The 26,763-nt window shown below is 39.8% G+C and carries 23 protein-coding genes; 4 read left to right on the top strand and 19 right to left on the bottom strand.

Annotated features, from left to right (window positions below):
- Positions 1-23: 23 nt before the first annotated feature.
- The 4 genes from LMH66_RS06730 to LMH66_RS06715 all read right to left on the bottom strand — a co-directional run bounded on the left by LMH66_RS06730 (position 24) and on the right by LMH66_RS06715 (position 5,506).
- Positions 24-1,448 (bottom strand): DEAD/DEAH box helicase, encoded by a 1,425-nt coding sequence (locus LMH66_RS06730; protein WP_229369015.1) that lies wholly within the window; start codon positions 1,446-1,448, stop codon positions 24-26.
- A 208-nt stretch (positions 1,449-1,656) separates the two neighbouring features.
- A complete protein-coding gene (gene ilvN, locus LMH66_RS06725; protein ID WP_102528176.1) occupies positions 1,657-2,151 on the bottom strand; it encodes an acetolactate synthase small subunit in 495 nt (164 codons plus the stop codon).
- Positions 2,151-3,869, bottom strand: coding sequence for an acetolactate synthase 3 large subunit (locus LMH66_RS06720; RefSeq protein ID WP_229369014.1), 1,719 nt, complete (start codon positions 3,867-3,869; stop codon positions 2,151-2,153). The genes ilvN and LMH66_RS06720 overlap by 1 nt, the downstream gene beginning before the upstream one ends.
- A gap of 479 nt (positions 3,870-4,348) precedes the next feature.
- Positions 4,349-5,506 carry a multidrug effflux MFS transporter gene (locus LMH66_RS06715; protein WP_229369103.1) on the bottom strand — a complete coding sequence of 386 codons (1,158 nt, stop codon included), beginning with the start codon at positions 5,504-5,506 and terminating at the stop codon, positions 4,349-4,351.
- Positions 5,507-5,809: 303 nt separating this feature from the next.
- On the opposite strand from LMH66_RS06715, the gene LMH66_RS06710 reads away from it, so the two are divergent.
- The 3 genes from LMH66_RS06710 to LMH66_RS06700 all read left to right on the top strand — a co-directional run bounded on the left by LMH66_RS06710 (position 5,810) and on the right by LMH66_RS06700 (position 9,048).
- Positions 5,810-7,690 carry a choice-of-anchor I family protein gene (locus tag LMH66_RS06710; protein WP_229369013.1) on the top strand — a complete coding sequence of 627 codons (1,881 nt, stop codon included), beginning with the start codon at positions 5,810-5,812 and terminating at the stop codon, positions 7,688-7,690.
- Positions 7,691-7,924: 234 nt separating this feature from the next.
- Positions 7,925-8,563 carry a GNAT family N-acetyltransferase gene (locus LMH66_RS06705; RefSeq protein ID WP_102528173.1) on the top strand — a complete coding sequence of 213 codons (639 nt, stop codon included), beginning with the start codon at positions 7,925-7,927 and terminating at the stop codon, positions 8,561-8,563.
- A gap of 77 nt (positions 8,564-8,640) precedes the next feature.
- Positions 8,641-9,048: a hypothetical protein gene (locus LMH66_RS06700; protein ID WP_229369012.1), complete on the top strand. Its 408-nt coding sequence runs from the start codon at positions 8,641-8,643 to the stop codon at positions 9,046-9,048.
- A 108-nt stretch (positions 9,049-9,156) separates the two neighbouring features.
- On the opposite strand, the gene LMH66_RS06695 is transcribed toward LMH66_RS06700, so the two are convergent.
- The 15 genes from LMH66_RS06695 to ppsR all read right to left on the bottom strand — a co-directional run bounded on the left by LMH66_RS06695 (position 9,157) and on the right by ppsR (position 24,104).
- Positions 9,157-9,915 carry a substrate-binding periplasmic protein gene (locus LMH66_RS06695; RefSeq protein WP_102528171.1) on the bottom strand — a complete coding sequence of 253 codons (759 nt, stop codon included), beginning with the start codon at positions 9,913-9,915 and terminating at the stop codon, positions 9,157-9,159.
- Positions 9,916-10,301: 386 nt separating this feature from the next.
- Entirely contained in the window at positions 10,302-10,622 is a 321-nt protein-coding gene (locus tag LMH66_RS06690; RefSeq protein WP_229369011.1) for a YdbL family protein, read from the bottom strand.
- A 19-nt stretch (positions 10,623-10,641) separates the two neighbouring features.
- Positions 10,642-10,785 carry a YnbE family lipoprotein gene (locus LMH66_RS06685; RefSeq protein ID WP_102528183.1) on the bottom strand — a complete coding sequence of 48 codons (144 nt, stop codon included), beginning with the start codon at positions 10,783-10,785 and terminating at the stop codon, positions 10,642-10,644.
- Between the two features lie 66 nt (positions 10,786-10,851).
- Complete coding sequence (locus LMH66_RS06680; RefSeq protein ID WP_229369010.1) at positions 10,852-14,103, bottom strand: YdbH domain-containing protein; 3,252 nt, start codon at positions 14,101-14,103, stop codon at positions 10,852-10,854.
- Positions 14,104-14,436: 333 nt separating this feature from the next.
- Positions 14,437-15,282, bottom strand: coding sequence for a D-hexose-6-phosphate mutarotase (locus LMH66_RS06675; protein ID WP_229369009.1), 846 nt, complete (start codon positions 15,280-15,282; stop codon positions 14,437-14,439).
- A gap of 131 nt (positions 15,283-15,413) precedes the next feature.
- Positions 15,414-16,034: a DUF938 domain-containing protein gene (locus LMH66_RS06670; protein WP_229369102.1), complete on the bottom strand. Its 621-nt coding sequence runs from the start codon at positions 16,032-16,034 to the stop codon at positions 15,414-15,416.
- The gene (locus LMH66_RS06665) at positions 16,028-16,690 is read right to left on the bottom strand and encodes a response regulator transcription factor (protein WP_102528166.1); all 663 of its coding nucleotides are present in this window, start codon (positions 16,688-16,690) and stop codon (positions 16,028-16,030) included. Before LMH66_RS06665 ends, LMH66_RS06670 begins: the two co-directional genes overlap by 7 nt.
- 319 nt (positions 16,691-17,009) lie before the next feature.
- On the bottom strand, positions 17,010-17,786 hold the full coding sequence (locus tag LMH66_RS06660; protein ID WP_229369008.1) for a hypothetical protein: 777 nt from the start codon (positions 17,784-17,786) through the stop codon (positions 17,010-17,012).
- Between the two features lie 140 nt (positions 17,787-17,926).
- Entirely contained in the window at positions 17,927-18,388 is a 462-nt protein-coding gene (locus LMH66_RS06655; RefSeq protein ID WP_102528165.1) for an acyl-CoA thioesterase, read from the bottom strand.
- Positions 18,389-18,478: 90 nt separating this feature from the next.
- The gene (locus tag LMH66_RS06650) at positions 18,479-18,766 is read right to left on the bottom strand and encodes a Rho-binding antiterminator (protein WP_229369007.1); all 288 of its coding nucleotides are present in this window, start codon (positions 18,764-18,766) and stop codon (positions 18,479-18,481) included.
- Positions 18,767-18,930: 164 nt separating this feature from the next.
- Positions 18,931-19,524: a SixA phosphatase family protein gene (locus LMH66_RS06645; RefSeq protein ID WP_229369006.1), complete on the bottom strand. Its 594-nt coding sequence runs from the start codon at positions 19,522-19,524 to the stop codon at positions 18,931-18,933.
- A 26-nt stretch (positions 19,525-19,550) separates the two neighbouring features.
- Positions 19,551-20,270: an SIMPL domain-containing protein gene (locus LMH66_RS06640; protein WP_229369005.1), complete on the bottom strand. Its 720-nt coding sequence runs from the start codon at positions 20,268-20,270 to the stop codon at positions 19,551-19,553.
- A 285-nt stretch (positions 20,271-20,555) separates the two neighbouring features.
- Positions 20,556-21,635: a TonB family protein gene (locus LMH66_RS06635; RefSeq protein WP_229369004.1), complete on the bottom strand. Its 1,080-nt coding sequence runs from the start codon at positions 21,633-21,635 to the stop codon at positions 20,556-20,558.
- A 379-nt stretch (positions 21,636-22,014) separates the two neighbouring features.
- Positions 22,015-23,079 carry a 3-deoxy-7-phosphoheptulonate synthase gene (locus LMH66_RS06630; protein WP_102528159.1) on the bottom strand — a complete coding sequence of 355 codons (1,065 nt, stop codon included), beginning with the start codon at positions 23,077-23,079 and terminating at the stop codon, positions 22,015-22,017.
- A 206-nt stretch (positions 23,080-23,285) separates the two neighbouring features.
- Entirely contained in the window at positions 23,286-24,104 is an 819-nt protein-coding gene (gene ppsR, locus LMH66_RS06625) for a pyruvate, water dikinase regulatory protein (RefSeq protein WP_102528158.1), read from the bottom strand.
- 124 nt (positions 24,105-24,228) lie between these two features.
- Between ppsR and ppsA the strand changes: the two genes are divergently transcribed.
- Positions 24,229-26,598 (top strand): phosphoenolpyruvate synthase, encoded by a 2,370-nt coding sequence (ppsA, locus tag LMH66_RS06620; protein WP_229369003.1) that lies wholly within the window; start codon positions 24,229-24,231, stop codon positions 26,596-26,598.
- The last annotated feature ends 165 nt before the right edge of the window (positions 26,599-26,763 follow it).

The following is a 26,763-nucleotide window of genomic DNA, read 5'->3' as shown; positions in this document are numbered from 1 at the left end:
AAATGCAGGCTTTAGAATTTAGATTACTGTTTCCATGGGTTCACACTGCCGCTACCATTTGGGACTGATGCAGGTTTTGATTCGGATGAACCTTGTGAACGGCGATCATCAGAAGTGCGCTGTGTACTTTTAGCGCCATAAGGTGAACTCGCTGCTTCTTCTTGGTTGAATTTTTTAGCTTTATTTTTGTTGTAGTGGTTATTCTTTGGTTTGTCAGATTTACCACGTGACATCTTAGGCTTATCTTGATCTGTTTTAGGCTTTGGCGCTTTTGGATTTTTAGGTACAAAATCTAAAATGGAAATAGGCACTTCTTTTCTTGGCGCAAAACCTTCAACCTCTTTGCGTTCAATAATATGGCCTAAACGGCGCTCAATTGCGCACAGGTTTTTAAAGTCATCTTTTGACACTAATGAGACAGCAGTACCTTGTGCGCCAGCACGGCCTGTACGACCAATACGATGAACATAATCGTCAGCAGGAAATGGTAAGTCATAGTTAATGACTAATGGTAAGTCATCAATATCAATACCACGGGCAGCGACACCAGTAGCAATTAAGTAAGTGATTTTACCTGCTTTAAAGTCCGCTAATATCTGCTCGCGTATCGGCTGACTTCTACCACTATGGAAAGACTCTGCGATGATGCCTCGTTTCTCTAATTGGGTAACAAGTTTCGCTGCACCATGCTTGGTTTCAATAAAGATTAGCGCTTGTTTCCAATCATTTTCTTGGATTAAATGACTTAATAAAGCGGATTTTTTATCTTTATCAACGGTGACTAACCATTGATCAATTTTAGGCTTAGCGTCGGCATCTGTTTCAACAGAAATCTGCACCGGCGTTTTCATTGCAGTTTTTGCTAATGCGCGAACTTGATTTGATAAAGTGGCTGAAAACAACATGTTCTGACGTTCGTCAGGTAACAACTCAATAATGCGATTAATGTCTTCAATAAAGCCCATATCGAGCATGCGATCGGCTTCATCGAGCACTAACACTTCTAGCTCGTCAAAGTGGACTGCACGTTGGGTGTACAAATCGAGTAAACGACCGGGTGTGGCAACGAGTATATCAATGCCTTCAATGAGACGCTGTTTCTGTTGTTTACTGTCAACGCCGCCGTACAACACCATTGAATTGATGGTTAAATGCTTACTGTATTGCTGAATATTTTGCTCTACTTGTACTACTAGTTCGCGAGTTGGAGCAAGTACCAGCGCTTTAACTCGTTTACCACGTACTTTACGAGGCTCTTTGAAACGTTCAAGTATTGGCAAGACAAAGCTAGCTGTTTTACCGGTACCTGTTTGCGCTGCAGCAATGATATTTTTACCCGACAAGGCCACTGGAATTGCTTTTTGTTGAATTGGAGTCGGCGCGCTGTAGCCTAACTCATTAAGAGCAAGTGTGATGGGTTCGCTTAATCCAAGCTTGGAAAATGGCATGTGTTATCTCAGGTAAAATGTCAGTAGTGTCTGCAATGTTAGTTGATAACATTGCGACTTTGAAAAGCAGAGTATTATAGCAGAGTGGATAAAGTATAGGATAGCTGAGTTTGTGGCTAAGGATTAAAAAGGGAGCAAATGCTCCCTTTACGGTTCATGATTTAACACTATTAAAGCGATACACCGTAAATGTTAATTTTTACAAGGTTTATGCTTTCATGGCCTTATCACCACGCGCAAGACCTACAACACCCGAACGTGATACCTCAATCACTTTAGTGACCTCAGCTAATGCACTGATAAATGCATCGATTTTATCGCTAGTGCCCGCCATTTGAATGGTATAAAGGCTTGAAGTGACATCGACAATTTGGCCACGGAAAATATCAGCAGTGCGCTTTACTTCTTCCCGTAGTTCGCCTTGAGCTTTAACTTTAACTAATGCCAACTCACGTTCAATGTGTGCATTCTCAGTGATATTGGACACTTTTAATATATCAATGAGCTTGTGCAGTTGCTTTTCGATTTGCTCATGAACATTGGCTTCAGCATTAACGGTAATATTTAGACGCGATAATGTGGTGTCCTCTGTTGGCGCTACGGTTAAACTTTCGATGTTATAACCGCGTTGAGAGAATAAACCTACAACACGAGATAACGCGCCCGGTTGGTTTTCAAGTAATACAGAAATAATACGACGCATTAGCTTCTCTCCGTTTTGCTTAACCACATATCTTTCATTGACTCACCACGAATAAGCATTGGGTAAACGTGCTCAGTTTCATCAACACTGATATCAACAAAGACTAATTTGTCTTTCATTGCTAATGCTTCTGCAAGCTTAGACTCAAGTTCATTAGGATCGCTGATAGTCATGCCAACATGGCCATAGGCTTCTGCAATCTTGGCAAAGTTCGGTACTGAGTCCATATAAGAATGAGAGTGACGACCTGAATAAATCATGTCTTGCCACTGCTTTACCATACCTAGGAATCGGTTATTCAAATTGATGATTTTCACTGGGGTATCATATTGCAGTGCCGTTGATAGCTCTTGAATGTTCATTTGAATTGAACCATCACCAGTTACACAAACAACGGTTTCATCTGGCATTGCCATTTTAACACCCATGGCTGCAGGTAAACCAAAGCCCATGGTGCCTAAGCCACCAGAGTTTATCCAGCGACGTGGTTTATCAAATGGATAATACAGTGCAGCAAACATTTGGTGCTGGCCAACATCAGATGTGACGTAAGCATCACCGTCGGTCAATTTATGCAGTACTTCGATCACTTGCTGCGGCTTAATACGATCGGTGGTTTTATCGTACGCCAAGCTATCACGTTCACGCCATTGATTGATATCAGTCCACCATGCATTGAGTGCTTCGCTGTCATTGGTTTTTTGAGTCTCATCAAGTAGCTTGAGCATGCTGTCTAAAATGTTTTCAGCAGAGCCAACAATTGGGATATCTACTCTGACTGTTTTTGATATCGAAGACGGATCAATATCAATATGTAAGATGGTTGCGTTAGGGCAGTACTTCTCGACATTATTCGTTGTCCGGTCATCAAAACGCACACCGATACCAAAAATAAGGTCACTGTTATGCATTGCCATGTTGGCTTCATAACGGCCGTGCATGCCAAGCATACCTAAGAATTGCGGATGACTGCCAGGGAATGCACCTAAACCCATTAATGTGTTAATCACAGGAATATTTAAGCGTTCTGCCAGTTGCAGGATTTGCTGGTCGCACTCAGAGATAATCGCGCCACCACCTACATATAAAACAGGTTTTTTAGCCGCTAATAATGCATGTAAACCACGACGGATTTGGCCCTTATGGCCTGATGTCGTTGGATTGTAAGAACGCATGTTGACTGATTCTGGGTAAACGTAGTCGTGAAGAAGCTCAGGGTTTAAGCAGTCTTTTGGTAAATCGACAACCACAGGTCCAGGGCGGCCAGTTGCAGCAATAAAGAAGGCTTTTTTGATAATTTCAGGGATTTCACGGGGATCTTTCACTAAAAAGCTGTGTTTTACAATCGGGCGAGAAATACCAATCATGTCACATTCTTGGAATGCATCATTACCAATTAGGTTACTGGGTACTTGGCCTGACAAGACCACCATCGGGATAGAGTCCATGTATGCAGTAGCAATACCTGTAATCGCATTGGTTGCACCAGGACCTGAAGTGACTAGTACTACGCCAACATCACCGGTTGCGCGCGCATAGCCATCAGCCATGTGGACAGCAGCTTGTTCATGTCTTACAAGGATATGTTCTACACCTGCAATTTTATGAAGAGCATCGTAGATATCAAGAACTGAGCCACCAGGGTAGCCGAATATGTGTTTTACGCCTTCGTCTATTAACGAGCGCACTATCATGCTTGCGCCGGATAATTTTTCCATTGCTAAATCCTCTTAAGTTACCGTTGTGGGTAAACAGTATCTTGTTACAACGACGGTAATCGTTCTAAAAGTAGGTTCGAATGGTAATTCGAACTCGTTTATCTTTGCAGTCGATAACCGCCTTAGATAATTGTCTTGTTTTCATATGATATTGAGATAACACCAAGTGAAACAAGATGAGTTCATCATAATTAATTTTGAACTTGATACAAGAGTGAATTTGAAATTAACTAAGAAACTTGAGTGTATTTCATGAATATTGATTAATAATGACTAATAAGTCAGAAAAACACATTAAATTAAGTGTTATTTGCAGTTTATTGAATATAACTTTTGTTATAGAACGTACAAATAGAACATTTGAGGACGCACATATTGGCTAAAAGAGCTGGAATAGGAATTGATCAATTTAATAATGAAAATGGGATAGTGGCATTATTGAATAGAGTGATACATAGCATCACTCTATTCATAAAACTCTAATGTGCTGGTTGAGTTCGCTGAAATAGCAAACAGACCATGACTAACATAACTGAAATCAGCATCATTGCTGAAAAAGGCACTGCAGTACCTGTGTAAAACACTGCTAGTAAAGGCCCTGCAAGAGAGCCAAACCCAAAGCGCAATGTACCAATCACGGCAGTAGCAGTACCAGTTTCCTTTTTAAATTTCATCAATACTATCGCATCAGCATTAACTGACATAATCCCTAAACAGCCCATTAATGGAATGAGCATTGCCACTGTGTAATGGTAACTTAGGTCAATAATATTAACGATCAACAACCCAGTGGCTGAAAGCGTTGCAAACACAGTGGCCACAAACAACATTCGGCTAGAACCATAGCGACCGACAATCCTTGAATTGACAATATTAGCGAGCATCAACGCGCCAACATTAGTGCTAAACAAAATCGCGAATAGTGATTTATCTAACCCGAACACTTCCATATATATGAAAGGAGAGGCTGTTAAGTAACAGAAAAAAGCAAACGATGTGAGCACGCCACAAGTGATATTAACCTTGACGCCCTGACGAGTTAACACGGTTTTATAGGACTTAAGAAAAGACTGAGTACTGCGACTGTCTTTCGCCTTATCGCTTGGCATCTTAAGTTTAAACAACACCAGCATTAACAATACAATCGCGTAGCAGCTTTGGCTTATAAAGATCAGCGGCCATTCACCAAACTCTAAAATTAAACTGCCAAGTGTTGGTGCTAATAAAGGGGCAAGCATCATGATTAAACTGACATAAGACATGCCTTTAGCCGTGTTATCACCATAAACCTCTTTGATATAACCAGGAACAACCACAGTTGCAGCGGCGCCAATAAACGCTTGAATAAACCTCAAGGCTAAAAATGTTTCAATGCTGCTACTAAAAGAGATAAATAAACTAATTAGCGTAAAACCACAGAGACCGAAAATGACCAAAGGCCTACGACCAAAACGATCCGCAAGTGGGCCGAATGTCAGCATGCCAAGCGCATACCCAGCTAAATAAATACTTAAAGACTGTTGTACGGTGGTGACGTGGGCATCATAGCTTATTGCAATAGCTGACATCGCTGGTAAATACATATCAATAGCTAATGGCGTGATAGCAACAATGGCCGCAAGCATTGGAATTAACATGGCAAGATGCGGAGAGTTTTGTGCAGTACTATTTGAATGAGTGTTTGAAGACGGGCTCACACATACCTCAGTAATAAAAAAGAGTGAAGGCAAAAGAAGAGGAACGAAGAAAATTCCATAAAGAATTTTAACATGATTAGTGTTTGCTAATGGGAATTATTTAATAAGAACTTGTATCAAAATCTTTACTGGATCAACCAAATAGGATGTAACAATAGCTTAACAAGAGTGTCGCGTGATTGTCATTGAACTTGGGTAGCTTACCTGAAATTTTAATAACAAGTACGTAACAGGAAAGTGATGATGAAAACCAATATTTTACCCATAGCCGCTATTGTTTCTATGATGCTATTAACTGGCTGCGATGGTGACGACGGCTCTGATGGCAGCAAAGGTAGTGATGGTATTAATGGACTAACTTCGTTACTCACGACAAGTTCGTTAGCTTCTGGTCATGCTATTTGTCCTTTTGGTGGAAAGCAAATCGATACCGGCATTGATACCAATGGAAATGGCATTTTAGACAGTGACGAAATCATTTCTGCCCAAACTCAGATTATCTGTGATGCTCAGCAAGGCGCTTTATCTTTAGGACTTATAGGTCGTTACGAGTCTGGTGTGTTTGGGAAAAGTGCTGCTGAAATTGTTGATTATCACGTAGCAAGTCATCTAGCGTTTGTGGTCAATGCTCAAAGTGGCATGGTCGATGCTATTAGCCTTGAGAGTGTTGAGACTCAAGCTGTTGATGCAGCAGAGGCTTCTACATTAAGTAACTTAGAAAAAGTATACAGTTTAGATGTTGCTACTGATGCAGAATTAACTGGTCTAGGTAGCGTTAATAGCATCAGTATTTATGGCGACCTTTTAGCTGCTGCCGTTGAAAGAGCTGATGATGCAGGCAATGCGACGCAAGGGAACGGTGTTATCGCCTTCTATCAATTATCTGATGTTGATGCGCCAAGTTTTATTAAAACTGTCAACGTAGGTGCATTACCCGATAACGTGGTGTTTACCCATGACGGTACCAAAGTGATTATAGCCAATGAAGGTGAGCCTAACGATGCTTACACGGTAGATCCCGAAGGCAGCATTTCAATTATCGAAATGGTTGATAATATTCCTGCCGATACTGCTACCTTGATTACCTTTAACGAGTTTGATGCAGGCAATGCACGCCATGATGAATTAAGCGACCTGATTAAACTTAATGGCCCTGGTGCTTCAGTTTCTGAAGATCTTGAGCCTGAATATATTGCAGTCTCTAAAGATAACCAATATGCCTATGTCAGCCTACAAGAAAACAATGCTATTGCAGTGATTAACTTGGCTGATAATACGGTTGAAGCGATTAATGCACTTGGTCTTAAAGATTACGGAAAAGCGGGTAACGAAATCGATGCCAGTGATAAAGATGATGCTATCAACATCACGGCATACGAAGGTGTTTACGGCATGTATCAGCCAGATACGATAGCAAGTTACCAATGGCGTGATCAGGACTTTATTGTTACAGCCAATGAAGGTGACGCACGTGATTATGACGGTTTTTCAGAAGAAGAGCGGGCTGAAGACTTGCTGCTAGACCCAAACCATCCACAAATTTTAACAGCACAAGATAAGACTCAGCTAGGACGTTTAAAAATTACCACTAGCATGGGCGATGATGATGGCGACGGTGATATGGATAAAATCGTCTCATATGGCGCACGTTCTTTTTCGATATGGACCCATGATGGCCAACAAGTTTTTGACAGTGCTAGCCAGTTCGAGCGCATTACAGCGGCGATCTTTGGGGATAACTTCAACAATCATAACGAAGAAAGCAAAGGCGATAGCCGTAGTGATGATAAAGGGCCAGAACCTGAAGCGTTAGCTATTGGAGAAATTGGTGATAAAAAATATGCTTTCATCGGATTAGAGCGCACGGGTGGTTTTATGGTTTACGATATTACTAACCCATTTGATGTTAGCTTTATTGATTATGTGATAAATCGAGATTTTGATATTGATTTTGAAATCGATGGTGATGATATTTCAGGTCAACCTGAGCTTGCTGGTGACTTAGGGCCTGAAGGCATGAAGTTTATCGGTGCTGATATGAATCTGACAGGCAAACCATTGTTAGTTATTGGCAATGAAGTGAGTGGCACGACAAGTGTTTATCAGCTGGATTTTAATCAATAAAAGCACACTGTTGTATTAATACTCAACGGCAGCTCTCGCTGTGCAAAGCCAATACTGAAAAGTATTGGCTTTTTATTTGGTTAGCGAAAGCACCTGATATGGCTAACTAATACTCAGTGCACAACAGTGGCTAATACAGTTATCGTTTTATTGTATAAAAAGGAGATTTTATTCTGCTTAAGATCATGTATTCTGTATTTATGTGAGCAAGTTAACTACTGGGCGGGAGAGATAATGGCAGAAGTAAATAGTGACGCTTGCTTAATTGGTGAGCATGTCATTTTAGAACCGTTGACACTTGAGCATGTGACTGCGTTAAGTCTAGCTGCAACAGATGGGAGTTTGTGGGAATTGTGGTTTACCACTGTGCCTCACCCAGATGATATGAAGGCTTATGTGGAAAAGGCTTTAGTGCAAGAGAGTCATGGTGAAGCTTTAGCATTTGTGGTCAGAGAAAAGACTTCAGGTGAAGTCATTGGTTGTACTCGTATCTGTAATTGGGATCAACCCAATCGTCGCTTAGAAATTGGTTACACTTGGTATGCCAAAAGAGCACAGCGTACAGCGGTGAATACAGAGACTAAATTACTGATACTCACTTATGCATTTCAAACCTTGGATGTGATGGCCGTGGAGTTTAGAACCCATTGGCATAACCAAGCATCTAGACAAGCCATTATGCGCTTGGGTGCGAAGCAAGATGGTGTACTGAGAAACCATAAATTATTGAAAGACGGCACAGTACGAGACACTGTGGTGTATTCGATCATCGATAGTGAATGGGCCACGGTAAAAAAACATTTAAAACATCGCCTAGATTATTATCAACAGCAAAATGCCAATGCCATTTTGCATACAGAGATAAATTACTAACCATAAAGCTGAGTCAATTTAACGGTGATTGTGGTTTAAGTCGTAATCAGTTAAGTATCAGGAATAAAGGATATTTCATGTTAAACAAAGGATTTCAATTAGCTGCTGCAGTGGCTTTACTTACTGCAGCAAGCAATAGCTATGCACAAGATAAAGCTGAAGAAGCTTTCAGTAACGAGTTAGTGCAATGCGCTGCGTATTACGAAATCGCATCTGGTGTGATCATGGGGATGGATGCACCACAGATGCAAGCCGTTGGCGGCAGACTTAAAGATTCAGGTCTTGAAGCTGAAAAAATTGCTGGACAATATATGCCTGCCGAGAAAGTCGAAGCGGCAGTTGCTACTGCAAAAGAGCAACAAATTGCCAGCCTTGGCGGCTCAAGTGGTTTAGGACCATTAATGGGTAAGTACAAAGATTTATGTAAGAAAGTGGTACTGGATCCAAAGTCTCGCCTTGAATATTGGGCGATGGTAACCATGTAATTTAGCTGTAGAGTTAATAGATGATGCGCTCAGCATCATCTATTGTTTAACAGATTTCTTAGTCAGTATCTTCAAGATGCTGACTTATGTTTTAAAGCCTAAAACATATTAAATTTCTACATTGTACTTTTCTGCAATACGTTTCAATCTTCCTGAATCGCGAATTTCATTAAACCACTTTTGCACATGACTTGCCGAAACCACAGAATTCGGTTTGAGCAAGATGCTATGAGAGTAAGCTTGATCCAATCTCTCTGAGATCAGCAATTGCGAGCGTGCATCAGGGTGAGTTTGCAAATAATGCATAAGGTATGAATGGGTGACAGGGGCTATATCGGCGCGACCTTTGAGAACACTTTCTATTGATGCTTTGTTGGTATTAACAAACTGAATATCAAAATTGAGTGCTAACTCTTGGCTGTCGGTATTCCAGTCTGCAAATTGATAATGATAGCCACTCACAAGGCTTAATGATTTATCTTTAAAAGATGAAAAATATTCTTGGTTTTTGTCATTATCTCTAAGGGTGATAAACACTTCACCGTCGACAATATCAAGTGGGATAAAGGTGGTGTCAAAGTTTTGCCAACCCCAAATAGGGCTTTCAAAAATCATCATATCGAAACGACCAATGTCATATGCTTGGTAGCGATTTTCAATGCTGGTATTAACAAATTGGAAGTCGACTTCTGATTGAAGTTCATTGAACGCTGCGATTAAATCAATGGTAAACCCTTGAAACATGCCGGCCTCAGAGATATTCACATAAGGGGCAAACAAGTAACCGCCCACGTTAACGACAGGTTTAGCCTGAACAGGGTTTATTAGTATTATAAGTGCTGCAATGGCAGATAAAATCTTGTTCATATTCTCAAAGGTATATACGTCTGATGTAAAAATGACACCAGACAAAAAAATGACTTACCTCACAAATATAACACTTTTGTTTTACGAATAAAATACCCACAAGCGCTATAAGGACACCTAAAATTTGTACAATTTAATGGCAAATTTATCAATAATAAAAAGAGAAAATTAACTTAAGAATGAGTATTGCGAATGAAAGCAAAAAGCGAGGTGATAAAGGTTAATAACAACAAGCGCTTATATGCCACATATCGTAAAGGGTGGGTGTTATGGCATAAAGTGAAATATATAATGCCATCAATTTTTAACCTAGTTTAAGTAAACTAAATTGATGATAAAAAATGATGACATTTACATTTTAAGGTGGAAGAGCACTCAAAAGTCGCTTATTTCTGCAGCCATTTCCCGGATGAATTTTGAATAAAATGATTTTTATCCGCCGCGGCAATCGCTTTTTTAGCCGCTCTATTGGCAACATCAGTGGTTGAGAGCTTATTTTTTTTAGCTATTTTTTGATAATGTTGTTTACGTTTTGCGTTAACGTCTAACATTAACTGTTTTGCAGCTTTATCATTGACGACTAGGCCTAAATAGCCATTGGTTTGCTCACCAACGAAGCCTTGGCTTTTTGCTTGCTGTAGGGTTAACGCATAAGCATTTGCTGACAATAAAAGCCCTGTTAATAAGGCTATGATGGGTAACTTCATAATGTGATTTCCTTATTAATTAAAATAGCTCGTCATCTTCTAAAAGTATGTCGAGCTCTTTATCAATTCTAATAATGATTTCATGCTCGATTTTGACATTGAGATTTATCTCAATGGGCTTGTCGGGAGGGGCTATTTTGACTGTTGGCGAGCAAGCGCTCATTAACAGACTGCTCGCGCATAAAAGCCAAAGTGTATTAATCGAATGCGTTTTCACTGAGTTGTCCTTTTACTTCACGGATCGTTCGATATCATTTTGCAGTTGGTTGCCAATCTGCGTACTTTTATATAATTGAAATAAGTTCTCTTCATGAGAGTAGTTTAAATGTATTGGCCTTTCAATATCTTGGCTTTGACCTTTCACTTGCACTTTGAGTGAAGCATTCCCATTTTCTGCCATGTCAAAACTACTACTTAGCTGGCTGTACTCTAAATGTTCTAGTGTTTTTACAACAAAATCTAAGTGTGGTTGAGTAGTTCTAATTTGCTCAAGAGCCGGGTTGTTTGACACTTGAATTAAGCCTCCTGGTTTCCTTGCTGCCAAGTGTCCACCTGCAATAGTGACTTTACCATCGACTAAGCTTGCTGGTAAAACACCGTCAAAAATACCATTGGCGTAGACACCAACCTGGGGCTGTGCAGCGAGTAACGCTTCTAAGCTAATGCCATTTAAGACAAAGTAACCTTCAGATTTATCGTGTAATTTTAGATAAAACTCAGGAACTAAAAACTCTCCATCTAATAAGTCGCCACTGGCTGTTAAATTAACATCAGTATCGCTAAGCCCGCTAATTTCCTGTAACCAATTTTTGGCGGGTATTTCATCATTTTTTCCCAGTGAAACATTGGTTTTAAGTTGAATATTTTCAAGATTAATACCGACGTATGCATCAGCAATATTGAGTTCTGCTTGTTGGCACAACAGACGACTTTGGCTGTAGGTCGTTGGTTGAGTTGGTGTGCTATGTACTTGCTGCCAATTGAATTGACAATTAGCCGTTAAATTCGCGTTGTTAAAATAGTTTTCGTTATATTGTGCATCAAGCTGCGAGACTTGCTGTTCAAATTTCATTTCAAACAAAGACACGCCTTGGCTTTCATTAAGTGCAAAACCAGCCTTAAGTTTGTTATAGCCAGAAATGGATAAGTTTTCGGGGAGCATTTGAGTTTGCTCTAAGGTATTAACAACCGATGCTAACTCGGTATCGACCAGCCATTGACCTGCTAAAGAAACTGGCATGTTTTGCTGTGGTAACCGCAGCAAGTGATAGCTGGATAAAATTAGTTCGTCGAGCTGCCATTGTTCTGAACCTGTTAACAGCTGATGCTGCAGGTTTAAGTGTTGGCTAAGCGATATATCATCAAGTCGCAGTACTTTGTAACGGCGTAATTTTGATTTGCTTGGAATGAGCTTATCAATTTGAACATCTTGTAACGACCAATTAAGTTGGGTTTGATTTGATTGGGCGAGTAATGATTCAAGGGTAGACATTTTTGAAGTAGCGCCACCATGGCGATGGTCAGCTTCGTTGATGTTCGAAGATCCCAATAGCAAAGCGATATTCTGCGTTGCGTTGATCTCAAATTGGCCTAACTCAACTTCAAAAGTCTCGTTTAGCAGTTGTTTGATGTCATTTGTTTTAAATGAAAAACGGTCAAAGCCCAATGCAAAATTGCCAATATTGAGTGTAGATTTTCTAGTAGCTTGGTTTATATCTGTGCTTTGGTTTATATCAGTACTGGTCTCAATAGGCGCTTGAATGTGTTCAATACTTGAAGGTTGCGTAAGCTGCCAATGCAGGCTTTCAAAAGACAATGTCTTTTGTGGCATATAAACATTGAGCTTTTCTGTGTGAATTCCTGACTGAGGCAACAGGGTGACTTTTATTGATTGATTATCAGCTCTGGCGTTTGCTGTAAATTTTATTCTGCTTCCATCAAGTGTAATACGTTTGTCAGAACCGCTAGATTCAGTAGACGTTAATGCTAAGCCTTCACTCAATTCGATTAGTTCAATAGGGTGATGCTGATTCAGACTGAAATCTAGTCTTGAGTTCAGTGTCATTTTATTAAGGGTGGATGAGTTATCGTTTGATGCTGAAGAATTCGCAATTGAGAGGTTGTCCACAGTGAAATCATTGATATCTAATGCTGTTGTGACAGTGTCATGCTTCACAAGTAAGCTGGCACTTGTTGGCAAAACGTTGATTACAGATGTGTCATCAAGTGGCATTTCAATGGTTAACGGTTTCTTTAAAAATATAGACCAATCAACAGGTTTAGTCATTTTACTTAGCAATTGGTTAGCGTGAGCTGTGAACGGGGGCTCAACGAATTCTGTTCGACTCAACAATGCATTGATATCGGCTAATTGCAGTTGAGTCGTGCGTTGCTGCCAAGTTAAAGGTTGCAGTTCAAAGGTCGTCATAGCGGGCGTTGTATCTGACATTGGCAGATAGTTTATCGAAAAATCGATAGGCGAATCTGAGCTGAATTTAATCCCTGAAAGTAATCGACTGCTAATGAGGGGAAGTGCGTCGCCATTTGATGCTGTTACAGGAATAATCTGGTGCTGACTGTCGATTGAACCGTGAATCAAATCAAGTTGTGTATCACTTTGCCAAATGCCGTTAACATCAATTGCTAATGCATCAATACTAGTGACGAGGTCATCTAATCCAGTTACAAAATCTGATTGCGAAACGGCTGAGTTATTGCCTAAAGCCTCATTAGATGCCATGAGTGTTAATGCACTATTAAACTCAGTCATACTACTAAGTAAGGTATTAAAGTCAGTTTGATGGCTAAGCGTCCACTGTGTTTGAGCTAGTGCCAGTTCAAACGCCAATACCTGCTGTTCCATCAAATTGACTGTTCCAGACAGTACTTGATGTGTATCCGTTTTCTGCAGTGCATCGGTAGTTTTTTTGGCAGGCTCCACATGGCTTAACTGCAATTTACTCGTTCGTAGAACTGGGGAAGAAACCTTTTTTTGTAGCGACTTAGGTAAATATACGCTGATATTGTCGAGTGTTATTTGTGGGATTTGGTTAATGCTCAGACCTATATTATCGGAGTTTTCACCTTGTTCTTGTCGTTTAAAAAAACTGTCCCCTAATGTGACTTGAATATCACGAATGTGCAGCGCATTGATATCTTCAACAGCTAAGGACATATTTTTTAGGGTATGGTAACCATCTTTTAGATCTAACTTGATATCACGAAACTCAATAAAGCTATCTTGATAACGTAATTGCAGCCATGGGAAATATAAGTGATTAAGATCGGTGAGCTTAAATTGGGTTAATTCAGTCAGTTTAACGTCAACATCAATCACTTTGATATTATAGGGCTCAGTTAATGAGTTGATTAAATTTAGTGCAATGGGCCTGAAGTTTTGTTGAAGCAGGACTAAACCTAATGCGATTATAAAAAAGCACAATAAAAATAATCGCTTAACAGTAAAAATTCGAACTGACATTAGGGTAATGAGTCTTTTAAGGTTTTGATATATTTGAATCAGGAAAGGATAGCATAGCTTAGGTGTAATGGCTCAGTTGTCATTTAGTTAACAGTCAAACAGTCAAACAGTCAAACAGTCAAACAGTCAAACAGTCAAACAGCCATTCGAGCATTCAACTAATCATTCAATCATTCATTAAACTAATCAATCAACTAATCATTCAATAATGCCTAAACTAACGAACGTAGATTGAGTTTATTAACTCAATCTACGTTCAGTTTACTAACTGAGCTTACAGATTTAGTTTCGTTGAGCTTAGGCACTAATCCTAGAGTGTTATTGTAAGCCTGTTTATGCCCAGCGGATGTGTGTCGTGAGTGTGTGGCTTTCACCTGGTGCTAATGACACTTCGTCTTCAAGCACATTGGCTGCTTCATGACATACCATTGTGAGGTAGTCGTTATTGTTAAAGCGGGAGAGTCGCTCGGATTTATCTATCCAAGGGTTCCAAAGCACAGCTGATTGACTGTTTTCACGACTGACTTCAATAGTGCCATTTGGAGTATGGAGCAACTGAGTACTCGCTAAATCGGTATAGACTCTATCCGTTTCACGAGTAAAGCTAACTTCATCTGAATCTTGGCTATATGGTCCTTTACCAAATTCGATATATTTCGCGCCGCTAAAACCTGTAGCAGTTAATTGATGGATATCTTCAATGGGGAAGTAAGTATGTAAAGCTTGAGTTAGCTTTACAGGGTAATCGGCATTATTTTTATTAACGATACTCACTGACAGTGTTTCACCTAGAGTGAATAACACACTGACTTCAGTATCATGGGGCCAGAACTGTTTGTTGGCTTCGGTAATTTTAAGAGTGAACGTCAAATCAACCAGTTGATCACGCATTTTGACCGATGCTAAAGACCAAATGCTGGTTCTAGCAAAACCATGCTGTGGAAACCCTTCGGTTGGACTGGCTCCGAACCAAGGCCAACATACTGGAATGCCTCCGCGGATCCCATTACCCGGTTGATAGTCATCAGCATCTGATACCCAGAGTAATGGTGCTTTATCTTTTGGTTGGAAATAATCTATTTGAGCGCCTTGAAGAAAAATACTTGCTTGGCACAAGTCAGTATTAACTTCGACATAATCTAAACCGTTTGGGTGTTTTTTAGTGGTAACCGAACCCATAATGCGTTTTCCTTATGTGTGATAACAGAAAAATTTATTCGCTATTAGCTTACAAATTTTTCATCAATATTTTAAGAGGTTAACTCTTTGTTATTACGGTTTTAGTGTTTGAAAAACGACATAAACAAGGGTTATTTATGTCGACCAAAGTGCAGTAAGCGGTTATTGGCTGGCATTTCAACGTCATTGATTAAAGTAAAGGATTGTTGTGCAGCCAAAGCGGTTATCCATTCAATGTCTCTGATCCCGCTCTGAAGGTTATTTTGTTTTAACCATTCATCAAATGACGCATTACTTTCACTACTATATTGGCCTTGATAATTAAAAGGTCCATAAATCACTAGCTGTGCTTTAGGTAAAAGAGCGTTGCCGACACCTTGGAAGAAGGCTTCAACCATAGATTTACTCATGATGTGTAAGGTATTGGCACTAAATACACCATCGAGTTGGGCAGAAATCATTTTTACAGGCCAATCAAGCATGACATCTAAACCAAAGGCTGGTAATAAATTTTGAGTTCCGACTAATTCGATGCGGGCATTTAAATGAGTTAAGTAGCTGTTTTGATCACTCGCTTGCCAAGTTAATTGTGGCAGGTTGGCTGCAAAGTGCACACTATGTTGGCCTGTACCACTGCCAATTTCTAATACTTGTTGGCTGTGTTGAAAAATGCGTTGCAGCTCGACTAGTATCGGCCCTTTGTTATTTTCACAGGCTTGTGAAAAGGGTAACTGAGAAACATGGTTTAAGATAAGTCTACCTTTTCCATTTCAAGTTGCTGTAGTGCGATAACGGCTTGGGTGCGGTTTCTAACGCCTAGTTTACGAAATATTGCTGTCGCATGGGCTTTAATTGTCGCTTCGGACACACCAAAGTCATACGCGATTTGCTTGTTAAGTAAACCTTCAGCAAACATCTGTAATACGCGATACTGTTGTGGCGTTAAGTCTGATAATTTGTTGGCCATCTGACTTGTAGGATCATCATCGACTTCAAGGATTTCTGTCCCTTCTGGTAACCAGATGTCACCATAAAGCACAGCATCGAGCGCTTGTTTTAAGGTGTCCATAGAGGCTGATTTAGGAATGAAACCAGAACTACCGTAATGAATCGCACGGCTAATAGTCTGAATATCTTCATGGGCAGAAATAACCACCACTGGAATATCTGGGTAATGGCCTCGTAGGTGAATCAAAGTCGAGTAACCGTGAGAACCCGGCATTTGAAGATCGAGAAGAATCAAATCAAGATCTGTGGCTTTATCATCAAGAATAGTTTGCAGCGCTTCAGCACTGTCAGCTTCAAACCAATTCGTACCTTGAAAAGCATTATTCAATGCTTGTCTTAGTGCATTACGAAATAAGGGATGGTCATCAGCAATAATTATATTTAAATTTTGTAGCTTCATGGCTTTTTAGTTGTCTTGGTTGCACGTGAAGGTAATTTTAATGTAACAGATAACTTGGTTATCGATCCACGCTAAAGTGCAAGAGTATAACGAAAACAGTTAAATAATATTATGGCTTAGACTTTTGTCTAATAATAAACTTTGAGGTGAAAGTATTGTTCGCTAGAGCAGAAAATACAGGAGTCATGATATGACTCCTGTTGTTTAACGATAAATCTAATTAATGGCAAGTGTAGAAGTATGTTTATCGACTTAAGATTAATTTCAATATTGTCGTTCAACAACTCGATGATATCGATGTTGATTCAGTTCAACGCGATTAAAGTTGTTTGTTGTATTCGACTCTGAATTCACCTTTACCAAAACGGGTATTTTCATCCCAGTTGGCAAATAAACGTAGGTTTTGTGTCGGAGTAAATTGATAGCTTACCGCAAACTCATGGGTTAATACGCTATCATCGCCTGAAAAACCACTCGATTTAAAGGCTTCAGAACCTGAAATTGCACCCAAGAACATTGGGTTATAGTTCAGCCATATTTTGTCGTTGATTTCTATTTTAGAATACATCCCAACAACATAAAAACTGCCATGCATGTCGTAACGGTCGGTAACTCCAGAACCAGTACTACCATCAAATGGCTCACCAACAGCAATACCAGCACCCGCTAATGGATAGAGGTTAACTGGCCCCATTTTTGGTAAAGCTTGAATAAAGCTATAAGATGCGCTGCCTTGGTTAGAAGCGAAATCCCATTGAGCATCAAATTGAGAACCACGGCCATTAGTCAGATCAACACCAAAGTTTCTAAAACGCATAGAGTCAATGGAGTTAGTATCTGATGAACCATTCCAACCGGTTAATTCGCCAGCAAACCCTTTCACTTCAATGATATTCATGCCCATAGTTTCTGGGTTGTTTGTATCATAGGTTTGACCAAGTTTTAAATTAAGTCCAGCATCAGTAATGCCACCGCCAACTTGGGTGTATACCGCTAATGGATCTGACATATCTTGTACTTCTTTCTCGATGACTTCTTCGGCATAAGCACTTGAAGCCATAATACTAATGCTGAGTCCAATGAGTAACTTGCTCATTAATGGCGCCTATTCTAGTAAATAATTTAATTATTACTATGATATAGGCCGCCATAGTTGAACTGAATTGAGCAAAGGTTATTTCGTGTATAACCCTTGGTTCATTATGCTTATTTACTAATGTAAATTGATATGGTCAGTTAGAGGAGTTCTTTAGCCATGTCTGCTGACTGCCAAACTGGAATAGGGTTTCTGTCTTCATCGACGGCGACAAAAGTAAATACGCCTCGAATCGCATGCTCTCGTAAATCTTGGTACATATCCTCAACGAATATATTCACTTCAACTTTTAATGAAGTATTACCCACATGAATCACTCGCGCGACCAATTCAGCTAAACTGCCAGCGGGAATGGCTTTTTTAAAATCTATTCGATCTGAACTGACCGTCACTAACGCTTTTCGGCAAAAGCGTGTCGCGGCAATAAATGCGGTCTCATCCATCCATGCTAATGCATCACCACCAAATAATGTGTTGTGATGATTGGTATTTGAAGGAAATATCGCTTTGATGACCTTTGCTTCAGATTGCTCAATTCGAGCAGTGATATCTTCTGGAAATGATGGGTTATCTTGTGGTGATACGTTACTTGTAAAGGGCATTCAACTACCTAATTTTATTTTTAGTACTTCTAGTTGGATGGCGGATTATACGGATAACGTCACAAAATAGGTAGTGAAACTCAGCACGCCCTAGTCATCACTTAAGGTTAAATGGGTAAACTTTGCATTTTCAGTAAGTACCTTGATGTGTTTTATATTGTGGATTTCGACGGTGACAGGCTGTTGATTCTTGCTTAATTGGCCTTTAATGACCTCTACTTTTTCAATTGATTTACAGGCCGAATCGGACTTTTCCCCGCTAAATCCAGTATCAAAAAACACCCCTCCGATAATAGCGTTATCTTTCATGGTCAACTCTACGCGATATCGGTAAAGGCAGATTATTTCGATGTAATCGTGTAAGTCACATTTAAGCATAAACACTCCGAAAGAATTGTCTGGTCGTTGAATTTCAGTAAAGCTAAATTTAGATGAATATTTAGATTAATATCAGGGGGAGGGAGTGATGAAATTCAATAGTATTAAAATCAACTACGATAAAACCAAGTGCGGCATAATTTTTTAAGCTAGTACCTTAACAACTAGTACCTTAATAAAACTGAGCTGGTTTGTTGTTCCTGGTGATCAATGGTCAGAATGTATAATCGATTAAACTCAGTTGCTTCCACAATTTCATCTCCTGCAATGCCACCTAATAAACTGACCAGTTCAGGAGTGGTATTACTATGGCCAACAATGAGTATCCGCTGGTGGTGATTGGCTTTTATTGCTGTTGCAAAGTCAGACAATTTGCGTGGGTTATAGCTAGTAATCGTTAATGACTGAACTGATGCTGTTGGCTTTGCGGTATCTTGGGTGCGATTATAATCTGTGCTGTAAATGGCATCTAAAGGCACTGATTGAAGCACATTTGATAAGTTTTGCGCGCGTATTTTGCCTTCAGCTGTGAGGAAAGGGTCATTGCCCGATTCTTTTTCAGCATGTCGAACAAGAAATATCGTTTTGGTTTTAACGTCTGTTAGCTGTTCTGAATTAGTTTTTTTTGTATTGGATATCTCGGCTGCAATTAAACCACTGCTAAACATCAAAATAGCTAAAATAGTGATCAGGCCAAATGTCATCAATAGCCCTGTAAAGTATCTTCGGTTTAATTGTTTTCTATAGTGACTGTCCATCTTGTCCTCCTATGGTTAGGGTTAACTTAATCAGCAAGGTAGTATTCAATCGTTGATACCACTCTAACGCGTTTGATATGTGGATTATTCTTATCGCGATTGCTGATGCTAAATTGACCCTGACTTGCGCGTTTAATTTTTCCTAGTTGGCTATCAGAGTCTTTGGCAAATTTGTCGGCCACTAAACGTGCATTGCGGGTCGACTGTTCTATCATTTGTGGTTTAACTTCATTTAAACGTGTGAAAATATATTCAATTTGTGCGTCGTAATTGTTTTGTGAAAAAACGATACCTTTTTTACCTAGTTGGGTTAACTCCGGCATTGCACTTCGTACTTTTTCAATGTCAGTTGAGTACACTGTTATGGTCTGCAATGCGGTGTAGCGGTATTCTACTGTTTGGTTACCACCATATTGCTGCGCTAATTTATCCGTAATAGTAGGCGCGGATTGAGTGACTTCATCAGTTGTGATTTCATTACTGACTAGAAATTGATTAATTAATGCTGTCTGACTATCAATTTGCTCATAAAGCGCCTCTAGACCATTGCTAGCAGCAGTAAATTGAATTGGCCAGATAACGACATCAGCTGGGTATTCATTTTGAGCAAGCCCCTTAACAGTGACACTTCTATCCAATAGCTTGTATTCAATAATCGCCTGTTTCAGTAATAATCCCATCACTGATAAACCAACAAGTAATAACACACCTAAAATAGCGGCACTGGATTTGTTTGTATTGTTCAAGAGACGCTCCTTTAATTGGATATTATTTTGAATACTATTTTGAATACTATTGCCGAATTGACGATCAAATCATTTAAAAATGAATTCAAAATTAACTGGCTTGTAACAAACATTAGCTAAAGACCATAACGGTAAGTTGACGTGCTCGTCAACTTTTGAGTTAAATTGATTGTTTTTTAGACAAGCTGTAAGGAGGAATTGTTTACAAGCGCTAAGGGAGTATTCAGTATTAAACACTTAAATAAAAAAAGGAGGCTTATAGCCTCCTTTAATCGGTAGTTCAAATTAACCCAAGGTATAATCTAATTGGACCGTTGATTCTGCTTTAACAGGTTTACCATCAACAAACTTTGGGGCATAACGCCATTCTTTCAGCACTTTGATACTTTCAGTTTCAAAAGCTTTACCACCTTTAGATTTTAATATTTCTGGATTGATGACAAAACCTTGCTTATCAACGGTAAAGCTAAGCTGTACCATGCCCTCAGTACCCGATATGGCTTTTGAACGCGGGTATTCAGGGTTTACTCGGTATAGTGGCGTTTGTTGTTGATCTGGGCTCCAAGGCTTCATGCTGCCGATGGCGATGCAATGTTCAGTCGCTTGTTCAGGTTTATTTCGCAGGCTATATAGGGAGACTAGTTTAGCGTGTGATGCTAACTCATAAGGATGAGAATATTCGAGGCGTTCATATTGATTAATCACTTCTAGAAGTTCTACCTCGGCTTTGTCATATTTTTTATTAGCAAGATAAACATTGGCGCTGTCGAACCTTGCATTAACGAGTAAAGTTGAATCGCTAGGCAGGTTTTCACTGTAAATTTGTTTCGCTTTTAAAATATATCGGCGCACAGAGAGCTTGTCATATTTGGAATTAACCAACTTGTTAAAACTGTCTGACAAAGTATGGGCATAGACAATCGGTTGCTCGCTGTCTTGCGCTATGTCACGAGCCTCAGATAACAGAGACTTAGCCAGTTTTATATCTTTAGTTTTGTCTGCATAGGTGAGTAAAGGGTCAATAAGTTCAATACTTTCATCGCCATAGTGGGATTTGTACAAATCAAGTGTTAAATCAAAGTAGGGTTGCGACTCACTATCTTGCTTATTTTCTGCTAGTGCAATGGCAAGGTTAAAGCTTAAGTTTGCCGTATCTATACTGTCTTTACCGTATAGTTTTTTACCCAGGTCAAATGCTTGTTGTGCTGATAATACCGTTTGTTGTTTATCACCAGCAGTCACTGCTTGATTATAGGCTTGGTAAGCTTGGGTGAAATCTTGAGAAGAGGCAAAGGTGTATGTCGAGAAACATAAGCATCCTGCTAATAGGCTGAAACAGGCTAATTGAGAGCCAGACTTAATCATAACAAATCCTTTTGATATTTCATTTTGTAGTTTAATTTTCAAAGCTTAATCACATCAGCTTTAGATAACAACATAATTTACCAAGTCATTTATGTGACCATTTATTTTGGCATTCTGTAATTTATTGCAATTTCGAAGAAGTTAACAATAATTATTGATTATGAAACATGCGTGACAGTTAGGCATTGTGATCCGAAGTTGGTTGAGAGCTTTATGACAATTAATCATTTATTTAAAAAATTATCACTCATCTCAATTGAAGAAGAACAGTCATCTGCTCTTTTGGTTTGAATGAATGGTAGGTCATGGTTAACGAGTAATACAAAAAGAAAAGCCAATCATCACTGATTGGCTTTTCTGACATTACGTAATAGTAAAATTACTTGTTAAGTAGTGCTTTACGGTCTTTTGACGCTTGCGCTAAGTCACGTAATAATTTTTCAGAATCTTCCCAATGCAAACATGCATCAGTAATGCTTTGGCCGTAAGTTAAAGGCTGATCTTCAACAACTTTTTGATTGCCTTCAATCATAAAGCTTTCTGCCATGATACCAGCAACTGCAGTACTACCACTGCGCATTTGTTCCATGATGCTATCAGCAACATTTAACTGATTCTTATGTTTCTTCTCGCTATTACCATGGCTAAAATCAACGACGATACGTTGAGTGACACCAACAGTTTCTAGCTGTGAACGGACGATTTCTACATCTTCCGCTGAGTAGTTTGGTTTTTTACCGCCACGTAAAATGATATGACCATAAGGGTTACCATGAGTACGGTAAACAGCCATTGCACCATCTTTATCTGGTGAGTAGAAAATATGTGGAACTTGCGCTGCACGAACTGCATCAACAGCAATGTTGATGTTGCCATCTGTGCCGTTTTTAAAGCCAACAGGGCACGATAATGCTGAGGCCATTTCACGGTGAATTTGGCTTTCAGTGGTACGTGCACCGATTGCGCCCCAAGTGATGAGATCGGCAATGTACTGACCATTGACCATATCTAAAAACTCAGTGGCAATTGGTAATTTAAGTTCAGTGATTTGCTGTAATAAATGACGCGCCATTCTTAAGCCTTTATTTGGGCTAAAGCTACCGTCTAAGTCAGGATCTGAAATTAAGCCTTTCCAGCCTACGATAGTACGTGGCTTTTCAAAGTAAACACGCATAACGATACACAAATCGTCTTTAAGTTCGTGATGAAGTGCTGCTAAACGTTGAGCATAATCTAAAGCCGCTTCAGTATCATGAATTGAACAAGGGCCGATGATAACCAGTAATCGTTGATCTTCGCCTGCAATAATGGCTTCAACTTCACGACGTTGCTCAACTAAGTAGTCAGCAGCATCTTGGGTTAGTGGATATTCAGATGCGAGTTGCGCAGGTGAAATTACCTTACATAAAAGGGAGGTACGTAGTTCGTCAGTTTTAATTGTCATTCATTTTACCGAGCATGTTTGCGATGAATTAACATCATATTGCTCGGGATTATAACTAATTAGTTAGCGTTAGACACGTTGAAATCGACTTAGATAGAGAACAAAAGCGGTCAAATAGGAATAAGTTAGCCGAAAATGTTGTGTGTTTAACATTCTCGGCATATATAGGCAGAATTTTTATCAATGACAGCCTAGTTGTAGCAGAGTTAAAACATATGACGTTTCAAGCCTGTAATATCAAGAATTCTTGCCGATATCTCTTCTACTGAATGGTAGGTCGTATTGACGAACGGAATGCGCTCTTTCTTATATAGCATTTCTACTTCTTTCACTTCGATACGACATTGTCTTAACGATGAGTAACGGCTGTTTTCCATACGCCCTTGGCGGATCTCATGCAAGCGATTGGGATCAATCGTTAAGCCAAATAATTTAGACTTATTTCGTTTTAATGCTTCTGGCAATTTTAAGTTATCCATATCGTCTTCTACAAAAGGGTAGTTGGCCGCTTTGATGCCAAACTGCATAGAAAGATACAAACTCGATGGTGTTTTTCCGCAACGGGAAACACCGAGTAAAATAATGTCGGCTTTATCCATGTGTTTCATGGTTTGACCATCATCATTATCTAAAGTGAAATTAATCGCATCAATACGGTTGTCATAAGCTTCGTTAGCGGTGCTCTTGCCGTGAGTTCGGTTAATAACTGGCGCTGCTTTTATACCTAGTTGTTGTTCTAGTGGCGAAACAAAGGTGTTCAAAAAATCATAATCTAGCCCTTCGCTTGAGAAAATAATATCGCGAATGTCGGAATTTACTATCGAATGGAACACAACGGGTCTTAAGCTTGTTGTAATAAAACTATCATTGATTTGTTGTTTCACCTTTTCAGCTTTGGCTACACTGTCAATAAATGGAATGGTAAGTGCTTCAAATTCAACTGGAAATTGCGACAGTACTGCGTGGCCAAATACTTCTGCTGTGATCGCGGTCCCATCTGATATGTAGAATACTTTTGGTGTCATTTCAGCCTCTTGTAGTAATAAAATTACAAATAAAATTATACATTTACGGTTGTTGTGGTGGAGTGTAGAATGCCTCTGCCCTCGTGTGAAGGGGCCATTGAAATAAACTTGTGGAGAGATAACTGTGCAGCAATACATACTCTGGTATCAAGAACTAGGAATGGGTGATGTAAACAAAGTTGGCGGTAAGAATGCGTCACTTGGTGAGATGATCAGTAACCTAGCAAACGCAGGTGTTCAAGTCCCAGGTGGATTTGCTACAACTTCTTATGCGTTTAATGAGTTTCTAGAGCAAAGTGGTGTTAACCAGAAAATTTTCGATATTCTAGCAACATTGGATGTTGATGACGTTAATGAATTAGCGAAAGTTGGTGCACAGATTAGACAGTGGGTTATCGATACCCCATTTCAACCGGAACTAGAAGATGCGATTCGTGAAGCTTACGAGCAACTTTCTAGTGAGACGCAAGAAGCCTCATTTGCAGTGCGTTCATCAGCAACTGCTGAAGATATGCCAGATGCATCTTTTGCAGGCCAACAAGAAACATTCCTAAACGTTAAAGGCTTTGATGCTGTATTACTTGCAATTAAGCATGTTTACGCTTCGCTATTTAACGATCGTGCAATTTCATACCGTGTTCACCAAGGTTATGAGCACCAAGGTGTGGCATTATCTGCTGGCGTTCAACGCATGGTTCGTTCAGATAAAGCGTCTTCTGGTGTTATGTTCACTATGGACACTGAGTCAGGTAACAACGACGTTGTTTTCATCACTTCATCATTTGGTCTAGGTGAAATGGTAGTACAAGGTGCGGTTAACCCTGATGAATTTTATGTTCACAAACCAATTTTAGCGCAAGGGCATCAAGCCGTTGTGCGCCGTAATATCGGCAGTAAGTTGATTCAAATGGTTTACTCTGACGATGCTTCACATGGTAAGCAAGTGAAGATCGAAGATATCCCTGCAGAACAACGCAGTATTTTCTCAATCAATGACGAAGAAGTCATGGAATTGGCTAAACAAGCCGTCATTATTGAGCAACATTATGGCCGTCCAATGGACATCGAATGGGCAAAAGATGGCAATGACGGTAAGTTATATATCGTTCAAGCCCGTCCAGAAACGGTTCGTAGCCGTGAAGATGTACAATTAATCGAACGTTACCACTTAAAAACTCAAGGTGATGTCGTTTGTGAAGGTCGTGCCATTGGTCATAAAATCGGTACCGGTGTTGCTAAAGTACTAGCCTCTATCGAAGATATGGATCAAATTGAACCTGGTGATGTACTCGTTACTGACATGACGGATCCTGATTGGGAACCTATCATGAAGCGCGCAAGCGCTATTGTTACAAACCGTGGCGGCCGTACTTGTCACGCAGCAATTATTGCTCGCGAGCTTGGTGTTCCAGCCGTTGTTGGTTGTGGTGACGTAACTGACCGTATTCAAAATGGTCAAGTTGTGACGGTTTCATGTGCTGAAGGTGATACAGGTTTCATTTACGATGGTAAGCAAGACTTTGAAGTCATCACTAACCGTGTTGATTCATTACCTGAACTACCGATGAAAATCATGATGAACGTGGGTAACCCTGATCGTGCATTTGATTTTGCTCGTCTTCCTAATGAAGGTGTTGGTCTTGCGCGTCTTGAGTTCATTATCAACCGCATGATTGGTATTCACCCTAAAGCATTGCTTGATTTCAACTCTCAACCTGCTGAGCTACAACAAGAAATCAACGAGATGATTGCAGGTTATGAATCTCCAGTTGAATACTATGTTGCTCGTCTGGTTGAAGGTATCGCAACGATTGGTAGTGCGTTCTATCCTAAGAAAGTTATCGTACGTATGTCAGACTTTAAGTCTAACGAATACGCTAACCTTGTTGGTGGTGACCGTTACGAGCCTGAAGAAGAAAACCCAATGTTGGGCTTCCGTGGTGCAAGTCGTTATATCTCTGAATCATTCCGTGATTGTTTCGCGCTAGAATGTGAAGCAATTAAACGTGTCCGTAACGATATGGGTCTGAAAAACGTTGAAATCATGATCCCATTCGTGCGTACGGTTGATGAAGCTGCACAAGTAATTGAATTGCTAAAAGAGCAAGGTCTTGAGCGTGGTAAAGATGGCTTACGCGTTATCATGATGTGTGAATTACCTTCGAACGCTTTATTGGCTGACCAGTTCTTGGAGCACTTTGATGGTTTCTCTATCGGCTCTAACGATTTAACTCAGTTAACGTTAGGTCTAGATCGCGACTCTGGCATCATCAGTCACTTGTTCGATGAGCGTAATGATGCAGTTAAAGCATTACTTTCATTAGCAATCAAAGCGGCTAAAGCAAAGGGCGCTTACGTAGGGATTTGTGGCCAAGGCCCATCAGACCATGCAGACTTCGCTCAATGGTTAGTTGAGCAAGGCATCGATACCGTATCACTTAACCCTGATACAGTTATCGACACTTGGTTATACCTTGCTGAAGAACATGCTTAATTGCTGTTTAAGTTAAGCTAACTTAGTTAGCTTGAAAAAGCCGCTTAAATGCGGCTTTTTTTTGCCTGTAAATTGAGCCTAATCTGCGCTTTTTTTAGTTATTAGGACTTCTTGTATGGATAATAAACCCACCTAATTTACAAATACTTCCCTGTTTCGGGTAAT

Origin of the sequence: Shewanella sp. 10N.7 (assembly GCF_020806285.1) — a bacterium.
GTDB classification, from domain to species: Bacteria; Pseudomonadota; Gammaproteobacteria; order Enterobacterales; family Shewanellaceae; genus Shewanella; species Shewanella electrodiphila.
Note: the sequence above shows the minus strand (reverse complement) of the source record. Positions and strands in the feature narration are given on the sequence as shown.

Bases quoted from the DNA above. Each gene is read 5' to 3' on its own strand.
- ppsR (WP_102528158.1), bottom strand. From the start codon at position 24,104: ATGACACCAAAAGTATTCTACATATCAGATGGGACCGCGATCACAGCA.
- LMH66_RS06665 (WP_102528166.1), bottom strand. From the start codon at position 16,690: ATGAAGCTACAAAATTTAAATATAATTATTGCTGATGACCATCCCTTA.
- LMH66_RS06705 (WP_102528173.1), top strand. From the start codon at position 7,925: ATGGCAGAAGTAAATAGTGACGCTTGCTTAATTGGTGAGCATGTCATT.
- LMH66_RS06710 (WP_229369013.1), top strand. From the start codon at position 5,810: ATGAAAACCAATATTTTACCCATAGCCGCTATTGTTTCTATGATGCTA.
- LMH66_RS06680 (WP_229369010.1), bottom strand. From the start codon at position 14,103: ATGTCAGTTCGAATTTTTACTGTTAAGCGATTATTTTTATTGTGCTTT.
- LMH66_RS06675 (WP_229369009.1), bottom strand. From the start codon at position 15,282: ATGGGTTCGGTTACCACTAAAAAACACCCAAACGGTTTAGATTATGTC.
- LMH66_RS06660 (WP_229369008.1), bottom strand. From the start codon at position 17,786: ATGAGCAAGTTACTCATTGGACTCAGCATTAGTATTATGGCTTCAAGT.
- LMH66_RS06730 (WP_229369015.1), bottom strand. From the start codon at position 1,448: ATGCCATTTTCCAAGCTTGGATTAAGCGAACCCATCACACTTGCTCTT.
- LMH66_RS06700 (WP_229369012.1), top strand. From the start codon at position 8,641: ATGTTAAACAAAGGATTTCAATTAGCTGCTGCAGTGGCTTTACTTACT.
- LMH66_RS06645 (WP_229369006.1), bottom strand. From the start codon at position 19,524: ATGGACAGTCACTATAGAAAACAATTAAACCGAAGATACTTTACAGGG.
- LMH66_RS06715 (WP_229369103.1), bottom strand. From the start codon at position 5,506: ATGTTAATTCCAATGCTTGCGGCCATTGTTGCTATCACGCCATTAGCT.
- LMH66_RS06655 (WP_102528165.1), bottom strand. From the start codon at position 18,388: ATGCCCTTTACAAGTAACGTATCACCACAAGATAACCCATCATTTCCA.
- LMH66_RS06720 (WP_229369014.1), bottom strand. From the start codon at position 3,869: ATGGAAAAATTATCCGGCGCAAGCATGATAGTGCGCTCGTTAATAGAC.
- LMH66_RS06685 (WP_102528183.1), bottom strand. From the start codon at position 10,785: ATGAGCGCTTGCTCGCCAACAGTCAAAATAGCCCCTCCCGACAAGCCC.
- ilvN (WP_102528176.1), bottom strand. From the start codon at position 2,151: ATGCGTCGTATTATTTCTGTATTACTTGAAAACCAACCGGGCGCGTTA.
- LMH66_RS06630 (WP_102528159.1), bottom strand. From the start codon at position 23,079: ATGACAATTAAAACTGACGAACTACGTACCTCCCTTTTATGTAAGGTA.
- LMH66_RS06635 (WP_229369004.1), bottom strand. From the start codon at position 21,635: ATGATTAAGTCTGGCTCTCAATTAGCCTGTTTCAGCCTATTAGCAGGA.
- LMH66_RS06690 (WP_229369011.1), bottom strand. From the start codon at position 10,622: ATGAAGTTACCCATCATAGCCTTATTAACAGGGCTTTTATTGTCAGCA.
- LMH66_RS06650 (WP_229369007.1), bottom strand. From the start codon at position 18,766: ATGCTTAAATGTGACTTACACGATTACATCGAAATAATCTGCCTTTAC.
- LMH66_RS06695 (WP_102528171.1), bottom strand. From the start codon at position 9,915: ATGAACAAGATTTTATCTGCCATTGCAGCACTTATAATACTAATAAAC.